The organism is Synechocystis sp. IPPAS B-1465, assembly GCF_003015225.1.
Lineage (GTDB): Bacteria > Cyanobacteriota > Cyanobacteriia > Cyanobacteriales > Microcystaceae > Synechocystis.
Map to the genome: position 1 here is coordinate 2,415,523 of NZ_CP028094.1, position 23,234 is coordinate 2,438,756.

The following is a 23,234-nucleotide window of genomic DNA, read 5'->3' on the forward strand; positions in this document are numbered from 1 at the left end:
CAATTAAAGGGTCTTTTTTCCAGGTGTTTTTTGCCTGGACACTCCCTTAAAACCCCAGTTTTTACCTCTGTTTCAACCGTGGGCTAGCTTGACTTTGACGCAACATTCTTGTATGCGTTAGGTTGGGCTAAGCTCATTTTTTGTAGCCATTATGCAATGTCCTCACTGTCAGCACCACAATAGTCGAGTCCTTGAATCCCGTTCCAGCGAAGGTGGCCAAAGTATTAGGCGGCGGCGGGAATGTTTGGAATGTAAACACCGTTTCACCACCTACGAACGGCTGGAGTTGTTACCCGTCACGGTCATTAAACAAGATGGGGAACGGCAAGCCTTTGACCGCTCCAAACTGCTGCGGGGTATGGTGCGGGCCTGTGAAAAAACTGATATTAATTTCCAGCGCCTAGAACACATTGTTGAAGAAATTGAGGCCAACTTACAGCAACAGCCAAAACGGGAAATTCACAGCGAGGCAATCGGGCAAATGGTGTTGCAATATTTACGCCAGGAAAGCGAAGTGGCCTATATCCGTTTTGCTTCTGTTTATGGGCGATTTCAAGGCATTGCAGATTTCGTTGATACCCTAGAGCAACTGCAACGAGAACAATATCCTGAACGGCAATATTTGACCATGACTTAGAATCCGTTGATGGGGCTTCAATCTCTCCCTTAGCCAATGACTCGTCGTCAGTTAGCTACTGATAAATCTAGAGAATTAGCCGGTCATAAACTTAGCGACAACCCACTAGGGTGGCCGTGTAAGTTTTGCCCAATGAGTCTAGCCCGTTAACAAAAAGATTTACCTGATAGGGTTGTTCTTCTGGGGTAGCATTACCGACAATTTCCAAGGGAGTATTAGGTTTAAAGACAAAAGCTTGTTGATTAAAAATTTCTGACGCAGTCTGGTCGCTATATTTTAAAAACATTCGAATATCAAAGGGGGTAGATTCGGCAGAGGTTACCGTCATCACGAATTTTTTAAAAACTGTTCCCCCTGGTACGGCCCAATCGGTATTCCAATTATTACGAGTTATGTTAATTCCCAACATGCCTAGAGGCCCTGCGGGAATAGTCGGAACAGCGACGGTTTTAGTCACACTATTACCTTGACCTCCCACCAAAGGGATGGGCACACAGGTTTCGCCGTGGCCAGGAGTGGCCAGACCCAGTGACAGAGCAATGCCGGCCATGGCCAGGGTTAGGGGCCTAGTTAGGGGAGACATCGAAGTTAGCCAGGGGAAAGGGTAATTAATCATCAGAAGAGTTGGTCTGAAAATTAGTGAATATTGGCGGATATAGGCAACACTTAGTGATGTTGGCAAAACGGCTAGCTCACCCACGACTTATCTCTCACCAGTCAGCCTAGTAGTCAAAATTATCCATTTAGGGTCGGCATTTTTGGCTGGGCAAACCTAAGGTTCCGCCACTGTCTCGAAGTAGGTCTTAGCCTTTTCCGGGTCGGGGATCATGGTTTTGTCTCCTTCCTGCCAATCCACTGGGCAAACTTCGTTGGGGTGAGATTGCACATGGCGAATGGCTTTTAGTACCCTCAGAGTTTCGTCCACACTCCGGCCAAAGGAGAGATTGTTGACGGTGGCGTATTGTAAGATGCCTTCCCGGTCAATAATGAATAGTCCCCGCAGGGCAATGCCTGCATCGGGTTCGAGGACATTATAGGCTTGGCTAATTTCTTTTTTGAGATCTGACACTAGGGGATAGTTAATGTTGCCGATGCCCCCCATTTTCCGTTCGGTCTGAATCCAGGCCAGGTGTGAAAATTCGCTGTCTACGGAGATGCCCACAACTTCCGTATCTAGGGCAGTAAATTCGCTATGGCGATCGCTAAAGGCAATGATTTCCGTGGGACAGACAAAGGTGAAATCTAGGGGATAGAAAAACAGCACCAGGTACTTACCACGGTAGGTGCTTAATTTGACGGTCTGGAAGCTTTGATCGACGATCGCCGTGGCGGTGAAATCCGGTGCCGGCTGTCCTACCCTTAATACCTCTGTCATTGCTGTTTGCTTAAAACTTGGTGAGTATTGAAATAACTGGAAAAACTTGCTTGATGGGATGGTTGGTAATTTGTCGTACCCTGTACCCAAGTCAGTCTAACCGTGGTCGGAGTCAATCCAGGGCAAGGCCAGAATCGTCGTCTTCCAAATCTTCAGTGGCGATCGCCTGGGGCAAGTTGTTGAGGAGATTGAGAATTTTATCGCCCCGTTCCAAAGAGCGGTCTTCTAAAAAGGAAACTTCTGGGGTGCGCCGTAAACGCATCCGTTGCCCCAGTTCTCGACGGACAAAGGGAGCGGCGGAGTGCAGTCCAGCCATGGTGGAGGCTTTGGCTTCAGGGGAGCCGTAAATGCTAACGAAAATTTTGGCGTGCTGTAGGTCGCCGGAAACTTCCACTTCCGTGACGCTAACCATGCCTGTGCCCACCCGGTCATCTTTGATTTCGTGGAGAAGCATTTGACTGACCTCCCGCTTAATTAGGGACGACACCCGGGAAACTCGACGACTGGTAGCCATAGACCTGCTCCTCGGCAACAAAAAAGTCCGAGCCTGGACAGATTAGCCCAAACTCCCTCTACACGGTCAATCCTAACATGGCCCGCAGAGTGAAATAGAGAAAAATGAATCCACTGACCAGCAGTCCCATCAGGGCGATCGCCCCGACACGATTTTTTAATAGGGGCTGGAGCCAAGTGAAAACGGAGAAAAAGATGCCCAGGGTAAAACTGATCAGATACCGGGGATAACGGGAAACGTTGGCTAAAAAATCACCCATGGTTATTGGTTGGCTGGAATGGTTCGTTCAACTTGATCACCCACAAGGTTAGGGTTGGCCAAGTCCGCTCCCCAGTGTAGCAAGAGACCTAGGATTATTAGTGGTTAAAGTTAAATACCTAACCGTTGCCGATAACTAGCCACAGTGTTAGCTAACAACAGAGTCACCGTCATGGGGCCAATGCCACCGGGCACAGGGGTGAGGTAACTGGCCACGGGCGCAACCCCCGCAAAATCCACGTCCCCCACCAGTGTCGATTTCCCCTCTCCTAAATCAAGACGGTTAATACCCACATCCACCACGATTGCCCCTGGTTTGACCATATCGGCGGTGACAAATTCCGGCTTACCGATCGCCGCTACGAGGATGTCTGCTTGCCGGGTGATATCGGCCAAGTTTTGGGTGCGAGAATGGGCAATGGTAACGGTGCAATTTTTCTCTAGCAACATTAGAGCCAGGGGTTTGCCCACCAAAATACTGCGCCCCAACACCACCGCATTTTTGCCCGTTAAATCAAGGTTATATTCCGCCAATAGAGCCATCACCCCCGCTGGAGTACAACTCCTTAGACCCTCTTCTCCCCGCACCAAATGACCCAAATTGACTGGATGCAACCCGTCTGCATCTTTACTGGGATCAATGGTGTGTAATAGTTTGACTGCATCGAGATGATCCGGTAGGGGCAATTGCACCAAAATGCCATCCACCCGTTCATCCTCATTCAAACTGGCGATCGCCGCCGTCAATGTTTCCTGGTCCGTATCAGCGGAAAAATGCTTGCCAAAGGAAACCATGCCCAATTTTTCACAGGCTTTTTCCTTATTGCGGACATAAACGGCACTGGCTGGATTGTCCCCCACCATCAACACCGCCAACCCCGGCGATCGATGGCCCTGGGCCACCAGTTGGGCAATGTCCCGTTGTAATTCCCCCTGCATTTTTTGGGCGAGGGCTTTACCGTCAAGGATTTGGCAGGATGGGGGTACGGCAGTCATGGGTAAAGGTAATTAAACTTAATAATTCAGGTGATTGATATGGCACACCTCGAAGGCTAATTTTAGGGGTTTCCTAAGGTTTTGTGACGGTTTTTTGGGGTTGGGCGGGAATAACTCTAGGAGTTTGCAATTCCTGGGCCCTGGCCACCAGGGCCAAATCATCGGAAAGTTGATTTAATTGCTGGGCATATTGCACCTGTTTCGTCAGATGTTCTGTGGTGGAAACCAAATTACTTAGTCCTTGAATAAGACGAATTAACTGCTCTCGCAAAGCTGGATTACCGGTGAGTTGATCCACATCGGAAGTGATTTTTTCTAGGTTCTGGGTGGCAGCCCGGGCGGATTCTAACAACTGCTGCAACAAAATAATGGTTTGGGGATCATTCAGGCGATCGGCAAATTGATTCAGATTCCCGGTCAATTCATTGGCATTATCAGCTACAGCTTTGAGATCGGCCAACGCTTGGTTAAGATTGCCCACCGTATCTTGTTCATTAACCTGAGTTAACAATTGCACCAAAGGGGGCTCTAGGTTTTTAACACTGATTTGTAACTGGTCGCTGGTGCCCTGGAGACTGGTGAGGGTAGCCCCCAGCCGTTGGTTATTAACTTCCAAAAAAGCTTGGATTTGCTCCGCCGCTGATCCGACAGAACGCAAACTGCGGTTAATTTCCGGAATAGTTCCCCCTTGGTTGAGGGTACGGACAGTGTCAGTGGCTTCCCGGCTCAAAACGGACAAGTCTTGGGCAGTTTGATCCACAGAGGCCAGGGTGCGACGAATGTTTTTGACTCCCCCATCCTGGTTAATTTCCCGCAGTAGGGTAGCCGCTTCATTACTAAACTGACTGATATCCTTGAGGGCTTCGGGGGTTTGGGTTGCAAGGGAGCGGATGGCATTGTTAATCTCTGGCTCACTGAAAAAGTCAGAAATACGCATCATGGCCCGAATTAGGGCATTAACATCCAACGCATCCTGCCCCATCAGGATGGAACCGTTGCAGATAATCACTTCCGGATTACAGTCCTTATCCAGGGGTTTATAGTTAACCTCCTGGGGTAAAACCACTTCACTGGGAATGATGTTAATAGATGTTTCACCAATTAACCCGGATTGACGTGCTTGGATTTCCGCACGACTGGAAATTAGGCGATCGGTGGGACTAATTTCCACTTCCACTGCCACCCCTTCCGGTTGGGGCGTGACGCTGACCACCTGACCAACCCTAACCCCCCGATAGTCAACCCTGGTGCCCACTAACATACCGGCTGCATCACTAAAAAGCACCGTGGCTCGGTAGGAACGGGAACCAAAACGAATATTTTTTAGCCACAGGGTACTGAATGCCAAAAGAATGAGAGCAGTCAGAATTAACAGGCCGATACTACTCTGTAACAATACGGGCGATAGGCGCTGGTTTCGTCCTGCTGTCATTGGGGTTAACTGAGAAAGTTGTGCTCGGGCCTCTCACAAGACTATTAAACTCTATTCCCCCGGTCAAAGTTCCACAGAGGAGCATATTTGGGCGCAGAGCTGGAGGTTTATGAGATTTGTAATGATGAGCGATGGGTGGTGATACGATCAGGCAAAACTAATTTAAATCCTCCCTGTGCTCTAATGGCCCCATCCTCGTCCTGTGATTGCATAATTGTCGGCTCAGGGTTGTCGGGATTGATCGCGGCCCGTAATTTATCTCGGGTTAACTATTCTGTCTTAGTTATTGAAGCCCAGGAACGCTTGGGGGGCAGAATGTATGGAGAATATTTGCCATCGGGACAATGGATTGACCGGGGAGGCCAATGGGTGGGCCCTACCCAGGATCGTTTTCTGGCCTTGCTTAATGAATACAACATAGAACGTTTTCCCAGTCCTGCTGATGGCTTAAAGGTATTGTTATTTGATGGGAAACGTTACGAGTTTGATGGTTTTTTTCAAGGAGTGTTCCAAGGGGAAGCGCCGAAAATAAGCTCTGATGAATGGAATGATGCCATGGTGGCATGGGAAAAATTTAATACCCTTGCCCAAAGTCTGGACGAGCAACATCCCGAAGCTACGCCAGAAAACAAAAAGTTAGACAGTCAAACCTTTGCCGATTGGATTAAAGAAAATACCCATACAGCATTCGGCCATTGGTATTTTTCCTATATGTGTCGTGCTGTGGGGTTTTTAGGCCCCGCCGAGCCTTCTCAGGTATCTCTTTTGCACATCCTATGGGGCCATAAATCTGCCTCCCAAGGGGAAAATCCAGAAGCAGAACTATTACATGGTGGGGCGGGACAAATTCCTCAAAAAATTGCCGCTGAATTGGGGAATTCCATCCTCTTAGGGGAACCGGTCATACACATTGCCCAGGACGACAAAGGGGTAGAGGTGACCACTACAACAGGAAAATATCAGGGAAAATTCGCCATTGTGGCAACCCCGCCCCATTTGGCCGGAAGAATTACCTATAGTCCCCCCATGCCTCCTCTCCGCCAGCAACTCACCCAAAGAGTACCCATGGGCACCTGCTGTAAGCTTTTGATTTCCTACGATCGCCCTTTTTGGCGGGAGAAAGGTTTAGCCGGTATTGGCTTGGGTAACACCACCTGGATCGAATTATGTGCTGATAGTTCCGATCCAACCACGGGAGTGGGAGTAATTGCTTCCTTCGTAGTTGGCGATCGGTATGGAAAATGGATTGCCATGGGCGAAGCGGAACGCCGTCAAGGAGTACTGTCAGATCTGGCTCTGTACTTTGGCGAGGAAGCTTTATCTCCTGAGACCTACGATGAAGTTGATTGGCCCAGTGAACAATGGGTTGGGGGAGGGTATGCCGCCTTTATGCCTCCCGGAGTCTGGACAAGTTTTGGCCAAGCCCTGAGCGCCCCTGTAGGTCGTATTCATTGGGCCGGGACGGAAATAGCCCCCCGCTGGGCTGGCTTTTTTGATGGTGCAATTCGTACTGGGGAAGCGGCGGCTAAAGCCATTATCGGTCTACTTTAGATCTGGCTGGGCGTTGGAACTTCAATAAAATGTTCCCTGCCTGCCATTGAGTCAAAATGCTTCAAAATCCGCCGATAACTGGTTGGGGGGTCAACGGTAAACAGGCAACGTAAAGTGAAAAGAACTACCCTGTTTGGGGCGACTGTCCACCCAAATTTGGCCGTAGTGGGCCTGGATAATTTTGCGACAGAGAGATAAACCTAAACCATAGCCATCGGTCTGTTCATCCCGTTGCAGTCGAAAGTGTCCCTCAAAAATGGTTTCTTGTTTGGAATTGGGAATGCCGGGGCCGTTGTCAGTGATGCTGACCTGAACTTTTTGGGTAGTACGATGGAGAGCTCCCACGGTAATGGAACCATGGGCAGGAGTGTACTTGATAGCGTTATCTAAAAGATTGGCAATTACTTGGCGAATTAATTCCTCATCGGCAAAAACATTTGGTAAGTCTTTGGGAATATCGTAGGTAATGGTGAGATTTTTTTTGCTAAATTTTGCTTGGTACAATTCCAGAACTTCTTGGCAAAGATCGGCGATCGCCAGGGGACGACCGTGAACTTGAAACTGAGAATTAAGATTTTTAGAAGCCTGTAAAATGTCTTCAATTAAGCGGTCCATAATTTTGAACTGCTTGCGAGCTTGATACAATAGTTGACTTCTGAGGGCAGGTTTCTGTTCTTCGATGGGTTTGTGTTGTAACAATTCCAAGGTATCAACGGCAATGGAGGCGGCGGTGAGGGGACTGCGTAAATCGTGGGCCAACATGGCCAGAATCTGATCCTTGAACTGTATTTGTTGGAGCAATTCTTCCTTATCTTTCTTCAGCAGAAAAAGTTCGTCGGACATTTTCATCAGTTCCCCGGAATAACCCACGGAGGAAATTTCCCGGGGACAACTGGGGGATTGCCCCGTATCCTCTGGGTTAGGATCCATCGCCAATTCCTGTTGCCAGCGGGGCCACCATTTTTGCAATTGTTGGATGATATTACTGCCAGCTAAAACCTGCCGTGGTTCTGGTTGTAGTTTAATCAAGGAGGGGGTGGCGACCAGACGAAAATGCTCTACGAGGTGGGGATGTTTACTGATTTGCAGAATTTGGAGGTCATGGCTGTGTCCATCCAACAGGTTAGTCAGGCATTGACCAATTTCCTGCACACTGTCTTGGGAGTTGGGGCGATCATCGATGAACAGTAAAAACTGCAACGGCACAGAAGACGCATTACCAAGTTCAGAGGAGGAGGACATTGCAGGGCTTTCGGCTTTTAAAGACAGGGTGTCCGGACTGATAAGGTCCAGTCTGAATCTAGGTAAATGGGGTTATTCTTACCAACTAAAACCGTGATAATTCCGACTGTCCTCACCATAGATGAGCAGACCATGACCATAATTGTCAACGATCAGGGGGCATAAAATCCGTTTCAAATTGCTTGCGGGTGATGGGCTGGGCAATCATTAACCCTTCTCCTCCTAGTACTGTTAGAGGTTCTCCCTCCACTAGTAAACGAACAGGAAGATTGGGGTCTGTACTGGTAGCGGTGTAAATAATTTGTCCCAGTCTGGCAATCATACTTTGACTCCCTCCCCCTGCGGTGAATTGGGCTGATAGGTCAACGTTGATGCCGGTGGCGGTTTTGGTGAGGCTCAGAAGGCTGGTATTGGGGGGAATGGCGGAAATGTCGCTGTCAGGAGCGGCTAATAGGGTTTTCAGGGCTCGTTCCGTCTGTACTTCTGGTGGATCATTGTTGGGGGGAATGTTTTGGGGCACAAAGGCGATCGCCGTGTCATTGTTGTTAAGCCAGTAAATTTGTGCTTGCCCAGGGACGGCCTTGTCGGGCTTATCGGGGTCCACTGTGACCGTGGGGGAACGTTGGGAAAGATTAAATCCAGTCCAGAAGGCAAAGCCGGTGCCAACCAATGCCACCATCAGAGCGGCCAGAGCAAAGCCGGTCAGGGACGAAGATGATTTTTGTTCGCTCATGATTTTTTCCACCAGTGCCGGAACTAATTCCAGTTTATCTTCTCGATTGGACTAGATTGAAAGCCAGGGCGGCATTAATTCGGCTTCAAGCAGTTGAGTTTGGGGGTTAGTTCCTCGTTGGTTAATGGTGACGACCCCGGACGACGTAAACTGGGGGTTGGCAAATTTTGTTGTGACCTTCATCGTTAAAGATTGGAATCGTGCGAAAAATCATTATTGCGGGCAATTGGAAAATGCATAAGACGCAGGCGGAGGCCCAAGCGTTTTTGCAGGGGTTTAAACCTTTAATCGAAGATGCGGCGGAAAGTCGTGAGGTGGTGTTGTGTGTTCCTTTCACCGATTTGAGCGGCATGTCCCAACAACTCCATGGCGGTAGGGTCCGCCTAGGGGCACAAAATGTCCATTGGGAAGCGAGTGGGGCCTACACAGGGGAAATTTCAGCGGCTATGTTGACGGAAATCGGTATTCATTATGTGGTTATCGGCCACAGTGAACGACGGCAATATTTTGGGGAAACGGACGAAACTGCCAATTTGAGAGTATTGGCGGCCCAAAAGGCGGGCTTAATTCCCATTCTGTGTGTGGGGGAAAGTAAGGCGCAACGGGATGCCGGAGAAACGGAACAGGTTATCGTTGACCAAGTGAAAAAAGGCTTGGTGAATGTGGATCAATCTAACCTAGTCATCGCCTACGAGCCGATTTGGGCCATTGGTACAGGGGACACCTGTGCGGCAACGGAAGCCAATCGGGTTATTGGGCTGATTCGGGAACAGTTAACTAATTCCCAGGTCACCATCCAGTATGGCGGTTCGGTCAATGCCAACAATGTGGATGAAATTATGGCCCAACCGGAAATTGATGGAGCCTTGGTGGGAGGAGCTAGTCTGGAACCCCAGAGCTTTGCCCGCATTGTTAATTTTCAGCCCTGAGTAGATTGATTGACGGGTGTGATGAAGCTTAGTCAGTGGTTAGGTTTAGCTTGTTTGGCAATGGCGGCCTATGTGGCTTGGGAAATCCGCCAACTGTTGTTACTGCTTTTCCTGGCCATTGTGCTGAGCACTGCCCTCAATCGTTTAGTTAAACAATTACAAACCTGGGGAATTAAACGGCCTCTGGCCCTAGCTATTACCCTGATCACCGTCACAGTGGCGGTGGTTTTATTTTTTCTGTTAGTTATTCCCCCTTTTTGGGAACAACTGCAAATTCTCATCGGTTCCCTGCCTAAAGTTGGCGATCGCCTGGAGAATTTTTTTGAAGACTGGCACGACCGGATGGAGGTGAAATTTTTTAGCCAAGCTTTTTCCGTCGATGATCTGCCGGACTCCATTTCCGCCCTGGGGGCCAATGCCCTTAGTTCCCTGATTAACCTATTTTCCAATTCCGTCACCGCTGTCCTGCAAATAATCTTCATCCTGGCGATCGCCGTGATGATGTTGCTTTCTCCCCAAGCCTATCGACAGGGCACCCTAAAATTATTTCCCTCCTTTTACCGCCGCCGGGCCGACGAAATCCTGACCCAATCAGAATCTTCCCTGGGCAATTGGCTCACGGGCATTGTCATTAACTCTTTTTTTATCGCCAGTCTCAGCGGCATTGGGTTATGGATATTGCAAATTAAATTAGTCCTAGTCCATGCTTTGATGGCGGGAATTTTAAATTTCATTCCTAACATTGGCCCCGCCGCCAGTGTGGTATTTCCCCTGATGATTGCTGTGCTGGACGCCCCCTGGAAAATCATTGCCGTACTAATTCTCTATTTCCTCATTCAAAATGTGGAAAGCTATTGGCTGACCCCCATTGTTATGGCCAAGCAAGTTTCCCTGCTGCCCGCGGTCACCCTCATCGCCCAACTATTTTTTGCCAGCATATTCGGACTTTTAGGTTTGATCCTAGCCCTACCCCTGACGGTGGTTTTAAAAACCTGGATTGAAGAAGCTCTGTTTAAAGATCTTTTGGATAATTGGCAATGAGCAATTCCAGTGGATCCCGTCTCCCCCAGCCAAAATCTTTTCCCATTCTGCGTCCCCTACTGACTCTATCAGCCTGGGCTTTACAGAGTCTTGTGGTGCCCCCTGTCCAGGCTGAAACGGTGTTGGAATCCATTAAATCCACTGGCTTACTCGAGGTAGCGATTCGAGACGACTCAGTGCCCTTTGGTTTTCGGGACGGCCCTGCCAATCAATGGACAGGCATTTGTGTGGACTTTATCCAAGCGTTACAAGCAGAGGTATCTGCCACCCTCGGGGGTCAACCTCTACTGGTAAAGTTTTATCAGTCCAGTTTGTTCAATCGCTATAACCTGGTGGCCGAAAAAGTAGTGGTGGTGGAGTGTGGCCCCAACACCATCCGCCGTGACCTACCATTGCCCATCACCTTTTCCCGGCCTTTTTTCGTCACAGGAACCCAATTTTTAATTCCCGCCGATCGCCTGGGGTCATTTGACAGTGATGGTGATTTGCGCGGGGAGAGAATCGGAGTCTTGGGCGGTACCAGTAACAGTGAATTTTTAGCGGCCCGTTATCCCGAAGCAGAACTGATTAATTTTCAGGGTTTTACAGCACGGCGTTTGGGGGTAGAAGCTCTTATGCAGGGGCGCATTGATGCTTTTGCCGGTGATGGCATTTTGCTGTTTGGAGAAGCCCTAGTGCTGGACATTCCTCTAGGGCGGAGTTATCGCCTTTATCCCCCCTATCCCCTGGATTGTCAGGGCTATGGGCTGATTTTGCCCGCCGATCAGCCGGAATGGGAAAATTTGGTTAACCGAGTTGTGACCTCCCCCAATTCCCGGGATATTTACCGCCGCTGGCTAGGCCCAATTTTCCCAGCTCTGGAAAGAATAGAACAGCATTGCCAGGCCAGACAGAAGCCATCTTCCCCTAAGGAGCCCACAGAGGACGAAAGCCCATCAGGGAAAGAGCCTTGAGTTCCGCCTGTTGCCCTAACTCTGGCCTTAAGGGCGGTATGAGCAACCATAACTGACTATCGGCGATCGCCTCCCCGGTGTCGGTGTTAAGACGGCTATCAGCCGGGGTTTCGGGATCGATAATTACCTGGTCAAATAACAGAGCCAAACCGTCAGGGGAAAGGCTCATTTGGGTGTCCCGGTAATCCTGCAACTTAAGCAGGGGAAAAACTTCACCGCTGTTGACGTTAATTTGGACAAAATAAGGCTCTTCAATGTATTCATCCCCCGGCAAAAGCTTGGTTAGCAGACAGTACAGGGTTTGGTTATTGCGACCAAATTCACAACTGACAATGGAGCCGTCCGTATCCACTAATTCCTTTTGCACCCCAAGGTTATTGACAAAGAAAAGGGTTCTTTGGAAGCGTTTTTGGGCATCTTCCGTATTGAAATTCACCAGAGCGGCGGCGCTACCATCGCTGGAAAAAGTTAACAGTTGACCGAATTTGGGCAGAAAATCCAATGGTTTTGCATCCGGTTGGAGGGGCAAAATACCGATGCCTTCCCCCCGAGCCACGGCCAAGGACTGATTATCCGGGGCGATTTGAAAGTCTCCGCCCTGTACCTTCAGACGCTCAGGCTTTTGCTGGTTTTTGAGCATCCAGAGGTCAAAGTCAGCGGGATTTTCACGGTTGACCCTCTGCACCACAATGGATTTACCGTCTTCGCTTACGTCGAATTGATTGTTCTGAAATCCCTGGTTATCCAGCACCAAAGTCGGTTTGGGCAACTCTTGGGGATTGTCATTCTCCACCACGGGCACTTGGTATAGCTGTAGTTGCCGGAGCCCCTCAAAGCCCAATTGAATTTCAGCGGCGGCAAACAGAATCCCTTTACCCCCGTCAAAGAATTGGAAATCCACCACAGTCAGTCCCGGTGGGGTGAGGATGGTTTTCCTTTGTTTAGTCAGGTTGTAGAAAATAATCCGTCCCTGCTCGATCCCTTGGGTGCCAATGTAAGCAAAGGCCCGGTCTCGACTACGGAAACTGCTGGTGAAGGGGGCCATCATTTGCCCTTGGTGGTGACCCGCATACTGTTCCCGCACATTGGTGATTTGCAGTTCGTAATCAGTGCCGTAGGGAATGGGATTTTCCAGGGTATAGGCCATGCGACGACCCGCCCAACTAAATTTTCCTGGTAGGGCTGGGGTAATGACCAAATTCTTTTCCACCTCCCGTTGGTCCATGGGACGGTCAAAGGTGATGATAAAAGCCCTGTCCTTCGCCCCCAGATCAGCCTCGCCCCAACTAAAATTTTGTACCCTGGGACGGTTGGCAAATATACACTGATTGTTGTTCTGGCAGGTGTAATGACCCACCACCACCACGGCGATCGCCGCACTAAGGACACCGATCAAACCGAGGGCCGCACGATCAATGGGTTCAGAAAAATATTTAGCGAGCATGGATAGAGGAGCAAAATTTAGAACAGAATCACAGCCGGACTTCCCTTTCCCCAGGGCTTGAAGCTGTGTTACATTTTGTGATGAGTAGTTCTCATTTTTGCCAAGTTTGGGAGCTTTTCCACCCTTGGTCAAACCGTCATAGTACGCTGATTATATGCGATTTTACGGCTCCGCCGGAGTCAACCCCCTCCATCCCTGATCCTTAAGAGAAGTCTAGCTTCAATGTTTTCAAAAGAAGTCACCGAATCAAAAGTTTTTCAATGGTTCAATGATCGTCTGGAAGTGCAAGCCATCTCCGATGACATTGCCAGCAAATACGTTCCTCCCCACGTCAATATTTTTTACTGTCTGGGGGGCCTGACCCTGACCTGCTTCCTGATCCAGTTTGCCACTGGGTTCGCCATGACCTTCTACTACAAACCCACGGTCACGGAAGCCTTCGCCTCTGTCCAATACATCATGAATGAAGTCAACTTTGGTTGGCTGATTCGCTCCATTCACCGTTGGTCCGCCAGCATGATGGTGCTGATGATGATTCTCCACGTTTTTCGGGTTTACCTCACCGGTGGTTTCAAGAAGCCCCGGGAATTGACCTGGGTTGTGGGTGTAATGCTAGCCGTCACCACTGTCACCTTTGGTGTAACCGGTTACTCCCTTCCCTGGGACCAGGTGGGTTACTGGGCGGTAAAAATCGTTTCCGGTGTACCGGCCGCTATTCCCGTGGTTGGGGATCAATTGGTGACCCTCATGCGAGGTAGTGAAAGCGTTGGTCAGGCTACCTTGACCCGCTTCTACAGCCTCCACACCTTCGTGCTTCCCTGGGCGATCGCCGTGTTGCTGTTGTTGCACTTCCTGATGATCCGCAAACAAGGCATTTCCGGTCCTTTGTAATTCCTGTCTTCCCACCGATCTGAGTTTGATCGGGCAATTTCGTTTAAACCGTTGCCAAATTGCTAAAGATTGGAACAGATTAGAAAATCTAGAAAACTTCTAAAAAACCTTAACTTGGAGCCTCTGCCCCATGAGTATTATCAAAAAGCCGGATCTTAGCGATCCCGATTTACGGGCCAAACTTGCCAAAGGCATGGGTCACAACTATTATGGTGAGCCCGCCTGGCCCAACGACATTCTTTACATGTTTCCTATCTGCATCCTTGGTGCTTTGGGGCTAATTGCCGGATTGGCGATCCTCGACCCTGCCATGATCGGTGAACCAGCGGATCCCTTTGCGACCCCTCTGGAAATTTTGCCTGAATGGTACCTGTACCCCACTTTCCAAATTTTGCGCATTCTTCCCAACAAACTTTTGGGCATTGCCGGTATGGCTGCCATTCCCCTTGGTTTGATGTTGGTGCCTTTCATTGAAAGTGTGAACAAATTCCAAAACCCCTTCCGTCGTCCCATTGCCATGACTGTCTTCTTGTTCGGCACTGCGGCGGCTTTATGGTTAGGTGCTGGGGCAACTTTCCCCATTGATAAGTCCCTAACCTTGGGCTTGTTCTAATGAAGATTTTCCACTCTTGGGTAAGGTCGACAGTAGTGGTTTGAGTCCTATAAGTTCAACAAAATCCTAATCCATCTTTAAGACCTGGTATCTCGGGATATTTGTTAGCTAACTCCCAGAACGATTGGCCAAAATTCAAGATATCATTACCACATAAATTCCTTTGTCAGCTTATTTTGTTTGCAAAGGAATTTTTTTGCTGGTAAAAATCCTGATTGCATTGCCAAACATCCTCTCAATCTTGACAATCAATGAAAATTGTTATTGATGGTATTTTTTTTCACATTGCCAATACCGGGATTGCGAGGGTGTGGCGGAGTGTCTTGGCGCAATGGTGTGATTCAGGTTTTATAGAAAATATTATTCTGATTGATCGAGGTCATACTGCTCCCCAGTTGCAAGGGGCTCAATACTATCATCTCCCAACGTTTAATTATCAAGAAGAAGCATTATTTTCCACCAAGCTACAGGAAATTTGTGATCAATTCCATGCTGATCTATTCATTTCCACTTACTACACAACGCCCCTATCTACCCCTTCCCTTTTAATGATCCATGACATGATTCCAGAGGTAATGGGCTGGGATTTAAGGGAGTTTTGGTGGCGAGAAAAAAACTATGCCATACTCTATGCCAATCAATATATTGCGGTTTCTAACAATACGGCCCAGGACTTAATGCGATTTTATCCTGAGGTCCAGCCTTCCCGGATAACAGTTATTCATAATGGCGTTGATAAGGGATTCCATCCAGCAGAGTCACGAGAAATCAGTGGAATTAAAACAAAGTTTGCTATCAATGCTTCCTATTTGTTACTAGTCGGTACCCATTTGGGAGCAAACCAATATAAAAACGGCACTATTTTATTTGAAGCGTTAAAGCATTGGCAGAGTCCTGAAAAGTTAACTATTGTTTGCGTGGGGGGCAATGTAGATTTGCAAAGGGAAATGCCATCACTACCCAACAATGTTGATATTTGTTTGATTCGACCAACAGATGAGGAATTAAAAGCTCTTTACTCTGGGGCGATCGCCTTGGTTTATCCTTCTTTGTACGAGGGCTTTGGTTTGCCGATTCTTGAGGCTATGGCCTGCGGTTGCCCAGTAATCACTTGCCATAACTCTTCATTGCCAGAGGTGGGGAAAGATGCAGTTATTTATATCGATGGTCAGAATAAAAGAGAAATGATTGAAGCCTTGGAAAAAGTTCAAAATCAAGCAATTCGCAACGAACTAATTACTAAAGGGAAAGAGCGAGCTAAAAAATTTCCCTGGTCAACAACTGCCGGCAAAATTAGTGATTTGTGTCTAGAAATAATTGCAGACACAAAAAATAAAGCAGAAAAAAATAACTTTATTTCGCTCTGGCAAGATTTTAGGCAATGTCAGGTTCAAGAATATCAATATTCATCAATGGCAGAAACAATACAAGCGAAAAATATTGCGGTTAATGATCTAGTTTGTCATTTAGAAAATGAGATTGAAAATAACAATTATGTTATCGCTCATTTACAGACAGAGAATCAGCAATTGCAGGATTCCATTGATAAATTGAATTGGCAAATTGAAGAATTATTAAATACAAAGAAGACGCTAAAAAGATTATGCAGAAAAGTACTGAAGAAGCTATTTAGGCTCAAATTAGATACAGATAAAAGGTATAGGGACCACTAGAGACCGGATATTGTTCGGCAAAAAGTTATATTTGCAGGTTCATGGTTGGCAAAATAGTTTAATCTAGACTATCTAAAGGTTTGTTAATATCAAGCCACCTCAAAATTGCGATCTTAAACCGAGCGCTATGACGAATACTAAGACTACCCCCACGGTCAAAATACTACGGGAATTTGCCTGGATTATGGCCGGGATGATTGCCTTTCTCTTTGGTCTGCTCATTCCCCTACTAAAGGGCCACGGATTACCTCCATTGCCCTGGGCGATCGCCTTTGCCTTTGGAGGGCTGGGGCTAGTGGCTCCCCGTAGTTTGGGCCCAGTGTATGAACTATGGCTAAAAATTGGCCATGTTTTAGGGTGGATTAACAGCCGCATCATCCTGACCCTAATTTTTGCGTTGGTGGTTACTCCTATGGCTCTGGTAATGAAATTAATCAAAAGGGACACCATGGCCCGCCAATTGGAGCCCCAGCAGGTTACCTATCGATCGCCTTGTCGTCCCCGGGACATTAGCCATCTGCAAAAACCCTACTAACCCACAAATTGCTAATAAACGTTTAAAAGTAACCTTATGGAAGGATTTATTGAATTATTGCAGGATGTTTGGGGTTTCTTGCGGCAAAGAAAAAAATATTGGCTATTACCCCTGATTTTAACCCTCGTTCTCCTGGGAGCCTTAATTGTTTTCACCCAAGGATCGGCGATCGCCCCCTTTATCTACACTCTCTTTTAAGCTTCCATGTCTCTGCTTCCCCATCGTCAAACCCAGTTGAAGGCCCTACTGCGACGGTTGGGATTAACTGACAATACCCCAGTGGATTGGAACCTAGTGGATTTGGCCCTCACCCATGCCAGTCAGTCCCCGGAACAAAATTACCAGCAATTGGAGTTTGTTGGGGATGCAGTGGTGCGGTTAGCCTCAGCGGAAGTGCTGATGAAACATTATCCCCAGACTTCAGTGGGGGAAATGTCTGCCCTGAGGGCGATTTTGGTCAGTGATCGTACCCTAGCCGGTTGGGGAGAATTGTATGGCCTAGACCGATTTCTTTGGATTACTCCGGCGGTCCTGGCAGACAAAAATGGGCGAGTTTCCCTGATGGCGGATAGCTTTGAGGCCTTATTGGGAGCTCTTTACCTTAGTGTGGGGGATTTATCCCTAATCCGCCCTTGGTTAAGCGAACATTTGTTGGCCAAAGCCACTGAAATTAGACAAGATCCTGCCCTCCATAACTATAAAGAAGCTTTGCAGGCATGGACCCAAGCCCACTACAAATGTTTACCAGAATACCGAGTAGAACCCCTGGATCAAAATTTGCCCCAACAGTCAGGTTTTCAGGCAACGGTTTGGCTTGGCGATCAACCATTGGGTAGTGGTAGTGGTTCATCGAAAAAAAGTGCTGAACAGGCCGCCGCTCAACAAGCCTACCAAGATTTTATTGCTAAGGAAATTTTACCCATGCCCAAAATAAATTAATTTGGTTAGATAGAGTTGAGTTAACAGATATATTGCCGAGCCTGAATTTTAGCTAACAGTTGACCCATGCAAATGGCACCGTCGTTGGGCGGTAGTTCTCTGGGCCACAAAGGAGAAAAACCAGCTTTTTTGAGGGCAGTAATGGTACTGGCAAGCAAATAACAATTTTGAAAGCAACCTCCCCCCAGAGCAACTTTTTCGATTCCCTGCTGTTGGGCAATAGTGATAATTAAATTTACTAAACTGTTGTGGAATTTAGTGGCTATTAGGTTAGTTTTGCTTCTATCTTCTGTGGTTATAGCTTTAATTAAGGGGCGCCAATCAACAGCTAATTTTTTTTCCTTGTTGTTTAGAGTCAAAGGATAATACTCCTCAGTTAAATTTGGCATAATCTGAGCTTCCAGAGCTATGGCCGCCTGACCTTCAAAAGTTACTTCGTTAATCAATCCTATCAGTGTCGCAATACCGTCAAATAATCTTCCCATACTCGAAGTGAGCGGTGCTTGCCCTCGTTGCCAAAGTTGACGTAAATTTTTGTTGTTTAGATCCTGATTTAACCTGCTGTTTATCTTGTTTTTAAACCCATTATTGAAATTCAACCAATTTCCTAAAGAATCAGCAGAAAAATCATCACCAAAAGTGGGCCATAACAACGCCAAAGCAATCCGATGGGGATATTTAATGGCTTGTTGATTACCTAATAAATGAAATGGTTGTAGATGAGCAATTCTCTGCCAAGTACCTTGGGTGATTTTTAAAAATTCTCCCCCCCAAATAGTACCGTCCATGCCGTAGCCAGTGCCATCCCAAGCAATACCTAACACGGACTCCTCCATAACTCCATGTTCCGCCATAACCGCTAAAATATGAGCATAGTGATGCTGCACAAAAGTGACAGGCAAAGCTTGGTTTTCAGCATATTGATGACTGAAATAATCAGGGTGTAAATCTGCAACAATTTCCTGGGGAGAGAAATCGTATAGCTGGCTTAAATGGGCAATGGCTTCTTCAAAATTTTGGTAGGTGGGAGCAGAATTCAAATCGCCCAAATGTTGGCTGACGTAAGCTTGATTTTGTTTGGCGATCGCCACTGTATTTTTATAATGACCTCCCATCGCCAATAGTTTTTTTTGAGTAGGCTTTGGTAAAGTAATGGGTTGAGGAGCGTAACCCCGGGCTCGACGCAAAAATAATGGCTTCCCAGCTACTATTTGGACAACGGAATCATCCACTGGACAAACAATCGGGCGATCATGAACGAGAAAACCGTCAGCAATATTTTGTAACCGGGTTAAAGCGTCAATATTATCAATGCAAATTTGCTCCCCAGCTAAGTTACCACTGGTAGCTACCATGGGTTTCTTTAATTTTTTTAGTAATAAGTGATGCAAAGGAGTATAGGCTAACATTACGCCGACTCGGGGGTTGCCTGGGGCAATATTTTCCACCAAAATTAATTGTTTTTTTTTGTTTAATAACACAATAGGGGCGGCGGCACTTTGTAACAATTCAACTTCTAGATTATTAGGTTGGTAATGCTCCACAATTTGACCAAGATTACCATACATTACCGCCAAAGGTTTATCCGGTCGATGTTTCCTTAATCTTAATTTTTCCACAGCTTCAAAATCAGTGGCATCACAACACAAATGGAAGCCACCTAAGCCTTTAATAGCGATAATATTGCCGACTTTTAAATTATCTACAGCAAAGTTTAAAGCTTCATTTGCTTCTGCAATTACTTGGCCTTGTCGGTTCCAAAAAGCCAGTTGGGGGCCACAGCGAGGACAGGCATTAGGTTGGGCATGGAAGCGTCTATCGCCTGGTTGCTTATATTCCCTTTCACAGTCGGTACATTGGCGAAACCTAGCCATGGTGGTACGACAACGGTCGTAAGGTAGGGCTTCAATAATGGTGTAGCGGGGACCGCAATGGGTACAGTTAATAAAGGGGTAAAGATAACGGCGATCGCTAGGGTCAAATAGTTCTGTTAAGCAGGCGGAACAAGTGGATAAATCGGGTAAAATACTCGCAGTTTTAGGGCCATCACTACTGGGGCGGATAGTAAAGTTAGTAAAACTTTCCAGCGGTAACTGTTCAACGGCTAATTGTTCAATCAAACCAGGGGGAGGTAATGTCTTCGTTAATCTCTCCGTAAAGTCGGCGATCGCCTTTTCGTCGGCGGTAATGACAACGGTAGCTCCTTGAGTGGAATTATTCACCCAACCATTCAGTCCCATTTCCTGGGCAAGGGTATAAACAAAGGGACGAAAACCCACTCCTTGCACCCTTCCCTGGACCTGTATGGCAACGGTTTTTAACATTATTCTACTTCCATTAATACTGTTAAATAACCTGCTATGCCACAACTAAGAATTAGCGTTATTTTTCCAATAAGATGCTAATAATTGGTGGGGATAGGGAGAGGCAACGAGAGCTTGGGCTTGATGGTAATGGGCGCTATAATCTCGATGGCTCCGGTCAACTTCCTCCGTTGGGAGAATAGTTTTTAACTGCTTGAGAGTTTGCACCGCCACTGTAGGAAAAAAGGAAAACTTACCCGGTAACACACAAAGGTAGTTGCTCTGGGGATTAACTTCAATCCAATAACTATAGCGACGTTTTTGGGCATCGTCACTAATGAACTCCGTTTTAACGCAATCGTAACTCCAGAGTTGACGTTGATATAAATTTTCTTCGCTGAAATACCGTGCCGCCGTATCCAAAAGTAATTCAATTTCTCCACTAGCTAAATAATCATTTTCGTTACTGACGTAACCAGAATTTGCCAGCATGGAATAGTTTAGAAATTCCGAAGAATCAGGAATATTTGCCCTTTGAAAAAAATGATTGAAATGGTAGGAGTTTTTAGTGGACATCCGCACGAAATTATGGGAACTAATGGCAGGGTAAGCTACCACCATGGTGCTGCGACTTTGTTTTAGCTTAGCTCGCACCTGTAGAGTGGGTAAAATGCGCTCAAAGCCTGCTCCCACTGCAAAAATAAACGCTTTGGCTTTAAGGTAATGTTGCTGTCCTTGGCAATCTCGATAAAAGATACTTTGTACCCTGACTGGGCCATAACGATCCACATTAATTTGTTCTAAATTAATTCCGGTGGCGATCGCCGTTCCGTGGGCCAGGGCGCTGGCGGTAAGATCCTGCAAAATCCCCTGGGTATCCATGGCACAATCTAAACTTTTCAACAGGGCATAGTCACTGGGTTTTACCCCATGGCTAAGGTCAAATTGTTGGCAATAGTGACTAATTTTTTCCGACTGACCTAATAGACTGCAACTCCGCTGTTCATAACTTTCCAAATGGTCATAGTCCGGTGCCACTGCTCCATTGCCCGTCGGCGATCGCCAATTGAATTGCTGCCCATAGGCCATTTCCAAACGACCCAACACCCGCTTTAACTGCATTTCCAACTGCACCCGATCCCCCTTGAGGCCGGACTGGAGCATTTCTGGGGAGTGGCGTTGGGGATGGATCAGGTAAACGGGATTGGGGTCGAACCAACCTGCGCCGGTAACTGTGGGGCGGTAACCGTGGTCAAATTGCTCCAAGGTCAAATTACAGCGACCCGCGAAATAATGGCTGTAATGGTTGAGTAAATCCTCCACCCCATTAACGCAATTAAAAAAAGTCTGACCATCATCCTGGCCCGAATATAGGGCCCCCGTATGGAACCAACCCTCCAATTTGCCGGAGGAATCCCCCCCCAAATGGCTATTTTGTTCTAACAACTGCACTGACAGGTTAGTATGGCGGGCCACATATTCGGCGATCGCCACCCCAGCAATGCCTCCCCCAATGACGGCCACATCGACCCGATTGATTGCCGCCGCACCAACTTGAACCATAAACTATGCTGAATTTATCCATGGGAGCTTTAACCCCCCTATTCTAGATTCAATCCGGTAAACCATGGCCATGCATAAGCACGGCAAACAGAGCTCAAGCTCACCGGAAACTCTGCCACTATAGACTTTCCTCTTCCCATGACCACTCTGTACAATCTGCTCGCCATTCTCCGTAAAGAGCTACTAAGTTATTTTGGTTCTCCTTTTGCCTATGGCATTGCCGCCATTTTTTGGTTAATGTCGGGAATTTTCTTTTCTTTGATGCTCAGTCAAATTATCTCCAACGTTGAGTTTTTGCGGCAGTCGGGGGTTTCTGAGCCAGTGGATGTGGCGGGGGATTTTCTTTCTAGTTATTTAGGCTTAATTATTTCGTTGATTTTAGTACTACTACCTGCCCTTTCCATGGGACTGTACGCAGAAGAAAGAAAGCGAGGCACCCTGGAATTATTGGCCACCTCCCCAGTCACCAATTGGGTGGTGGCGGTGGGCAAATTAATGGGGGCATTACTGTTTTTCTCAGTGTTGTTAGTTCCCCTATGGATTTATCAAATCATTATCTTTTCTGCGGCTAATCCTCCCCTACCAAGCGGTTTAGTGCTAGTGGCCAATGGGGCGGTAATTCTAGTGGCGGCGGCGGTGCTTTCCCTAGGCATGTTCATTTCTTCTCTGACGGAAAACGTGATAATTGCCTACATTCTCACCTTCGTTTTAATTTTGATGCTTTGGATTATGGATGTATTTGCCCAAAACCTAGGCGGGGCGATCGCCGATGTCTTCGCCTACCTTTCCCTTTTCCAAAGTTACCAAGATTTAATTAACGGAGTAATCAATAGTAAAAGCTGTGTGTTATTTGCCAGCTACATTTTTCTGGGTATTTTCCTCACTGCCCAGTCCATCGAAGCCCTAAGATTTCAACGTTCTTAACCCAAGTTAACCGGGGCCGCCATGCTCAAACACATTGCCATACATACCCAAATCAAGGGTTACCATCACCGGTAAACACTCGAAACACCTTTGGGCTAACCGTAAACGATCCTCCCTGGCCAGCATTTTTTCTAACTTATGGCGCAGGGGAATCAAATAACGTACATCATTGGCAGCATAGGCCAATTGGGCCTTACTCAAATTAGCCGCGTTGCCCCAATCGGAACATTGGGAAGACTTATCCAATTCCACTCCCACCAATTCCTGCACCAGCGTTTTGAGTCCATGGTGGGAAGTGTAGGTACGGGCAATTTTGCTGGCAATTTTAGTACAAAAAATCGGATAAGTTTTAATGTCAAAGGTGTGTTTTAGTTGGGCCGTGTCGAAACGAGCAAAATGGAAGATTTTAGTGATACCTGGGTCTTCCATCAATCGGGTCAGGTTAGGGGCCTCCTCCTGGCCTTTGGCAATGCGTAAAGCCGTCACATTGCCCTCTGGATCACAAATTTGCACCAAGCAGAGGCGGTCCCGATGGGGATTTAAACCCATGGTTTCCGTATCCACCGCAACTTCTTTGCAAGCCAAAAGCTGCTGGCAAACGTCTTCGGGTAAATCGTAGTCAAAAACTTCGAACTGACTCAGGGTATCGGCAGAGGGCATGGTAAGCAATAAAAATCAATAAAAGAAA

General features: G+C 47.3%; 24 protein-coding genes. 12 read left to right on the forward strand and 12 right to left on the reverse strand.

Annotation, left to right across the window (positions count from 1 at the left end):
• Nucleotides 1-151: 151 nt before the first annotated feature.
• A complete protein-coding gene (gene nrdR / locus C7I86_RS11350; protein ID WP_010873363.1) occupies nt 152-637 on the forward strand; it encodes a transcriptional regulator NrdR in 486 nt (161 codons plus the stop codon).
• A 91-nt stretch (nt 638-728) separates the two neighbouring features.
• Here the strand turns inward: nrdR and C7I86_RS11355 are convergent, their stop codons facing one another.
• From C7I86_RS11355 to C7I86_RS11380, 6 genes are all read right to left on the reverse strand, one after another.
• Nucleotides 729-1,220 carry a hypothetical protein gene (locus tag C7I86_RS11355; protein WP_020862188.1) on the reverse strand — a complete coding sequence of 164 codons (492 nt, stop codon included), beginning with the start codon at nt 1,218-1,220 and terminating at the stop codon, nt 729-731.
• Nucleotides 1,221-1,409: 189 nt separating this feature from the next.
• Nucleotides 1,410-2,012, reverse strand: a complete 603-nt coding sequence (locus C7I86_RS11360; RefSeq protein ID WP_014407134.1) for a peroxiredoxin — start codon at nt 2,010-2,012, stop codon at nt 1,410-1,412.
• Nucleotides 2,013-2,124: 112 nt separating this feature from the next.
• Nucleotides 2,125-2,526: a 30S ribosome-binding factor RbfA gene (rbfA, locus tag C7I86_RS11365; RefSeq protein WP_010873366.1), complete on the reverse strand. Its 402-nt coding sequence runs from the start codon at nt 2,524-2,526 to the stop codon at nt 2,125-2,127.
• A 58-nt stretch (nt 2,527-2,584) separates the two neighbouring features.
• Nucleotides 2,585-2,785 carry a DUF751 family protein gene (locus C7I86_RS11370; protein WP_010873367.1) on the reverse strand — a complete coding sequence of 67 codons (201 nt, stop codon included), beginning with the start codon at nt 2,783-2,785 and terminating at the stop codon, nt 2,585-2,587.
• A gap of 110 nt (nt 2,786-2,895) precedes the next feature.
• Nucleotides 2,896-3,780 carry a bifunctional methylenetetrahydrofolate dehydrogenase/methenyltetrahydrofolate cyclohydrolase FolD gene (gene folD, locus C7I86_RS11375; RefSeq protein ID WP_010873368.1) on the reverse strand — a complete coding sequence of 295 codons (885 nt, stop codon included), beginning with the start codon at nt 3,778-3,780 and terminating at the stop codon, nt 2,896-2,898.
• A gap of 73 nt (nt 3,781-3,853) precedes the next feature.
• Nucleotides 3,854-5,212 carry an MlaD family protein gene (locus C7I86_RS11380; RefSeq protein WP_014407135.1) on the reverse strand — a complete coding sequence of 453 codons (1,359 nt, stop codon included), beginning with the start codon at nt 5,210-5,212 and terminating at the stop codon, nt 3,854-3,856.
• A 135-nt stretch (nt 5,213-5,347) separates the two neighbouring features.
• On the opposite strand from C7I86_RS11380, the gene C7I86_RS11385 reads away from it, so the two are divergent.
• Nucleotides 5,348-6,763 (forward strand): L-amino acid dehydrogenase, encoded by a 1,416-nt coding sequence (locus tag C7I86_RS11385; protein WP_010873371.1) that lies wholly within the window; start codon nt 5,348-5,350, stop codon nt 6,761-6,763.
• 90 nt (nt 6,764-6,853) lie between these two features.
• Here the strand turns inward: C7I86_RS11385 and C7I86_RS11390 are convergent, their stop codons facing one another.
• Together C7I86_RS11390 and C7I86_RS11395 are read right to left on the reverse strand one after the other, a co-directional pair.
• On the reverse strand, nt 6,854-8,005 hold the full coding sequence (locus C7I86_RS11390; RefSeq protein ID WP_010873372.1) for a histidine kinase: 1,152 nt from the start codon (nt 8,003-8,005) through the stop codon (nt 6,854-6,856).
• Between the two features lie 145 nt (nt 8,006-8,150).
• Nucleotides 8,151-8,738 (reverse strand): GerMN domain-containing protein, encoded by a 588-nt coding sequence (locus tag C7I86_RS11395; RefSeq protein ID WP_020862186.1) that lies wholly within the window; start codon nt 8,736-8,738, stop codon nt 8,151-8,153.
• Between the two features lie 200 nt (nt 8,739-8,938).
• Here C7I86_RS11395 and tpiA point away from each other — a divergent pair, with 200 nt between their 5' ends.
• From tpiA to C7I86_RS11410, 3 genes are read left to right on the forward strand one after another with little or no spacing between them, the layout of a single operon-like run.
• A complete protein-coding gene (tpiA, locus tag C7I86_RS11400) occupies nt 8,939-9,667 on the forward strand; it encodes a triose-phosphate isomerase (RefSeq protein ID WP_010873374.1) in 729 nt (242 codons plus the stop codon).
• A gap of 21 nt (nt 9,668-9,688) precedes the next feature.
• Complete coding sequence (locus tag C7I86_RS11405; protein WP_041425834.1) at nt 9,689-10,708, forward strand: AI-2E family transporter; 1,020 nt, start codon at nt 9,689-9,691, stop codon at nt 10,706-10,708.
• Nucleotides 10,705-11,661 (forward strand): amino acid ABC transporter substrate-binding protein, encoded by a 957-nt coding sequence (locus C7I86_RS11410; protein ID WP_010873376.1) that lies wholly within the window; start codon nt 10,705-10,707, stop codon nt 11,659-11,661. The genes C7I86_RS11405 and C7I86_RS11410 overlap by 4 nt, the downstream gene beginning before the upstream one ends.
• Here the strand turns inward: C7I86_RS11410 and C7I86_RS11415 are convergent.
• A complete protein-coding gene (locus C7I86_RS11415; RefSeq protein ID WP_010873377.1) occupies nt 11,615-13,105 on the reverse strand; it encodes an Ig-like domain-containing protein in 1,491 nt (496 codons plus the stop codon). The genes C7I86_RS11410 and C7I86_RS11415 overlap by 47 nt on opposite strands.
• A gap of 222 nt (nt 13,106-13,327) precedes the next feature.
• Between C7I86_RS11415 and petB the strand changes: the two genes are divergently transcribed.
• From petB to rnc, 6 genes are all read left to right on the forward strand, one after another.
• Nucleotides 13,328-13,996 (forward strand): cytochrome b6, encoded by a 669-nt coding sequence (gene petB, locus C7I86_RS11420; RefSeq protein WP_010873378.1) that lies wholly within the window; start codon nt 13,328-13,330, stop codon nt 13,994-13,996.
• Between the two features lie 130 nt (nt 13,997-14,126).
• The gene (gene petD / locus C7I86_RS11425; protein WP_010873379.1) at nt 14,127-14,609 is read left to right on the forward strand and encodes a cytochrome b6-f complex subunit IV; all 483 of its coding nucleotides are present in this window, start codon (nt 14,127-14,129) and stop codon (nt 14,607-14,609) included.
• A gap of 251 nt (nt 14,610-14,860) precedes the next feature.
• Nucleotides 14,861-16,282 (forward strand): glycosyltransferase, encoded by a 1,422-nt coding sequence (locus C7I86_RS11430; protein ID WP_010873380.1) that lies wholly within the window; start codon nt 14,861-14,863, stop codon nt 16,280-16,282.
• Nucleotides 16,283-16,409: 127 nt separating this feature from the next.
• Nucleotides 16,410-16,817, forward strand: coding sequence for an SxtJ family membrane protein (locus tag C7I86_RS11435; protein ID WP_010873381.1), 408 nt, complete (start codon nt 16,410-16,412; stop codon nt 16,815-16,817).
• Nucleotides 16,818-16,853: 36 nt separating this feature from the next.
• Nucleotides 16,854-17,015 (forward strand): DUF5989 family protein, encoded by a 162-nt coding sequence (locus tag C7I86_RS18965; protein WP_020862183.1) that lies wholly within the window; start codon nt 16,854-16,856, stop codon nt 17,013-17,015.
• Nucleotides 17,016-17,021: 6 nt separating this feature from the next.
• Nucleotides 17,022-17,756, forward strand: a complete 735-nt coding sequence (rnc, locus tag C7I86_RS11440) for a ribonuclease III (protein WP_010873382.1) — start codon at nt 17,022-17,024, stop codon at nt 17,754-17,756.
• A 20-nt stretch (nt 17,757-17,776) separates the two neighbouring features.
• Here rnc and hypF read toward each other — a convergent pair whose 3' ends face one another.
• Together hypF and C7I86_RS11450 are read right to left on the reverse strand one after the other, a co-directional pair.
• Nucleotides 17,777-20,080, reverse strand: a complete 2,304-nt coding sequence (hypF, locus tag C7I86_RS11445) for a carbamoyltransferase HypF (protein WP_010873383.1) — start codon at nt 20,078-20,080, stop codon at nt 17,777-17,779.
• A gap of 45 nt (nt 20,081-20,125) precedes the next feature.
• On the reverse strand, nt 20,126-21,622 hold the full coding sequence (locus tag C7I86_RS11450; protein ID WP_010873384.1) for an FAD-dependent oxidoreductase: 1,497 nt from the start codon (nt 21,620-21,622) through the stop codon (nt 20,126-20,128).
• Between the two features lie 138 nt (nt 21,623-21,760).
• On the opposite strand from C7I86_RS11450, the gene C7I86_RS11455 reads away from it, so the two are divergent.
• Nucleotides 21,761-22,546 (forward strand): ABC transporter permease, encoded by a 786-nt coding sequence (locus C7I86_RS11455; protein ID WP_010873385.1) that lies wholly within the window; start codon nt 21,761-21,763, stop codon nt 22,544-22,546.
• A 6-nt stretch (nt 22,547-22,552) separates the two neighbouring features.
• Here the strand turns inward: C7I86_RS11455 and C7I86_RS11460 are convergent, their stop codons facing one another.
• Entirely contained in the window at nt 22,553-23,206 is a 654-nt protein-coding gene (locus C7I86_RS11460) for a ribonuclease D (RefSeq protein WP_010873386.1), read from the reverse strand.
• Nucleotides 23,207-23,234 lie beyond the last annotated feature (28 nt).

Excerpts from the sequence above, each read along its gene's own strand:
- C7I86_RS11435 (WP_010873381.1), top strand. The coding sequence starts at position 16,410 with ATGACGAATACTAAGACTACCCCCACGGTCAAAATACTACGGGAATTT.
- C7I86_RS11450 (WP_010873384.1), bottom strand. The coding sequence starts at position 21,622 with ATGGTTCAAGTTGGTGCGGCGGCAATCAATCGGGTCGATGTGGCCGTC.
- hypF (WP_010873383.1), bottom strand. The coding sequence starts at position 20,080 with ATGTTAAAAACCGTTGCCATACAGGTCCAGGGAAGGGTGCAAGGAGTG.
- C7I86_RS11415 (WP_010873377.1), bottom strand. The coding sequence starts at position 13,105 with ATGCTCGCTAAATATTTTTCTGAACCCATTGATCGTGCGGCCCTCGGT.
- nrdR (WP_010873363.1), top strand. The coding sequence starts at position 152 with ATGCAATGTCCTCACTGTCAGCACCACAATAGTCGAGTCCTTGAATCC.
- petD (WP_010873379.1), top strand. The coding sequence starts at position 14,127 with ATGAGTATTATCAAAAAGCCGGATCTTAGCGATCCCGATTTACGGGCC.
- C7I86_RS11405 (WP_041425834.1), top strand. The coding sequence starts at position 9,689 with ATGAAGCTTAGTCAGTGGTTAGGTTTAGCTTGTTTGGCAATGGCGGCC.
- C7I86_RS11380 (WP_014407135.1), bottom strand. The coding sequence starts at position 5,212 with ATGACAGCAGGACGAAACCAGCGCCTATCGCCCGTATTGTTACAGAGT.
- folD (WP_010873368.1), bottom strand. The coding sequence starts at position 3,780 with ATGACTGCCGTACCCCCATCCTGCCAAATCCTTGACGGTAAAGCCCTC.
- C7I86_RS11355 (WP_020862188.1), bottom strand. The coding sequence starts at position 1,220 with ATGTCTCCCCTAACTAGGCCCCTAACCCTGGCCATGGCCGGCATTGCT.
- C7I86_RS11455 (WP_010873385.1), top strand. The coding sequence starts at position 21,761 with ATGACCACTCTGTACAATCTGCTCGCCATTCTCCGTAAAGAGCTACTA.
- C7I86_RS18965 (WP_020862183.1), top strand. The coding sequence starts at position 16,854 with ATGGAAGGATTTATTGAATTATTGCAGGATGTTTGGGGTTTCTTGCGG.
- C7I86_RS11370 (WP_010873367.1), bottom strand. The coding sequence starts at position 2,785 with ATGGGTGATTTTTTAGCCAACGTTTCCCGTTATCCCCGGTATCTGATC.
- C7I86_RS11395 (WP_020862186.1), bottom strand. The coding sequence starts at position 8,738 with ATGAGCGAACAAAAATCATCTTCGTCCCTGACCGGCTTTGCTCTGGCC.
- C7I86_RS11390 (WP_010873372.1), bottom strand. The coding sequence starts at position 8,005 with ATGTCCTCCTCCTCTGAACTTGGTAATGCGTCTTCTGTGCCGTTGCAG.
- C7I86_RS11360 (WP_014407134.1), bottom strand. The coding sequence starts at position 2,012 with ATGACAGAGGTATTAAGGGTAGGACAGCCGGCACCGGATTTCACCGCC.
- rnc (WP_010873382.1), top strand. The coding sequence starts at position 17,022 with ATGTCTCTGCTTCCCCATCGTCAAACCCAGTTGAAGGCCCTACTGCGA.
- petB (WP_010873378.1), top strand. The coding sequence starts at position 13,328 with ATGTTTTCAAAAGAAGTCACCGAATCAAAAGTTTTTCAATGGTTCAAT.
- C7I86_RS11410 (WP_010873376.1), top strand. The coding sequence starts at position 10,705 with ATGAGCAATTCCAGTGGATCCCGTCTCCCCCAGCCAAAATCTTTTCCC.
- C7I86_RS11460 (WP_010873386.1), bottom strand. The coding sequence starts at position 23,206 with ATGCCCTCTGCCGATACCCTGAGTCAGTTCGAAGTTTTTGACTACGAT.
- C7I86_RS11430 (WP_010873380.1), top strand. The coding sequence starts at position 14,861 with ATGAAAATTGTTATTGATGGTATTTTTTTTCACATTGCCAATACCGGG.
- rbfA (WP_010873366.1), bottom strand. The coding sequence starts at position 2,526 with ATGGCTACCAGTCGTCGAGTTTCCCGGGTGTCGTCCCTAATTAAGCGG.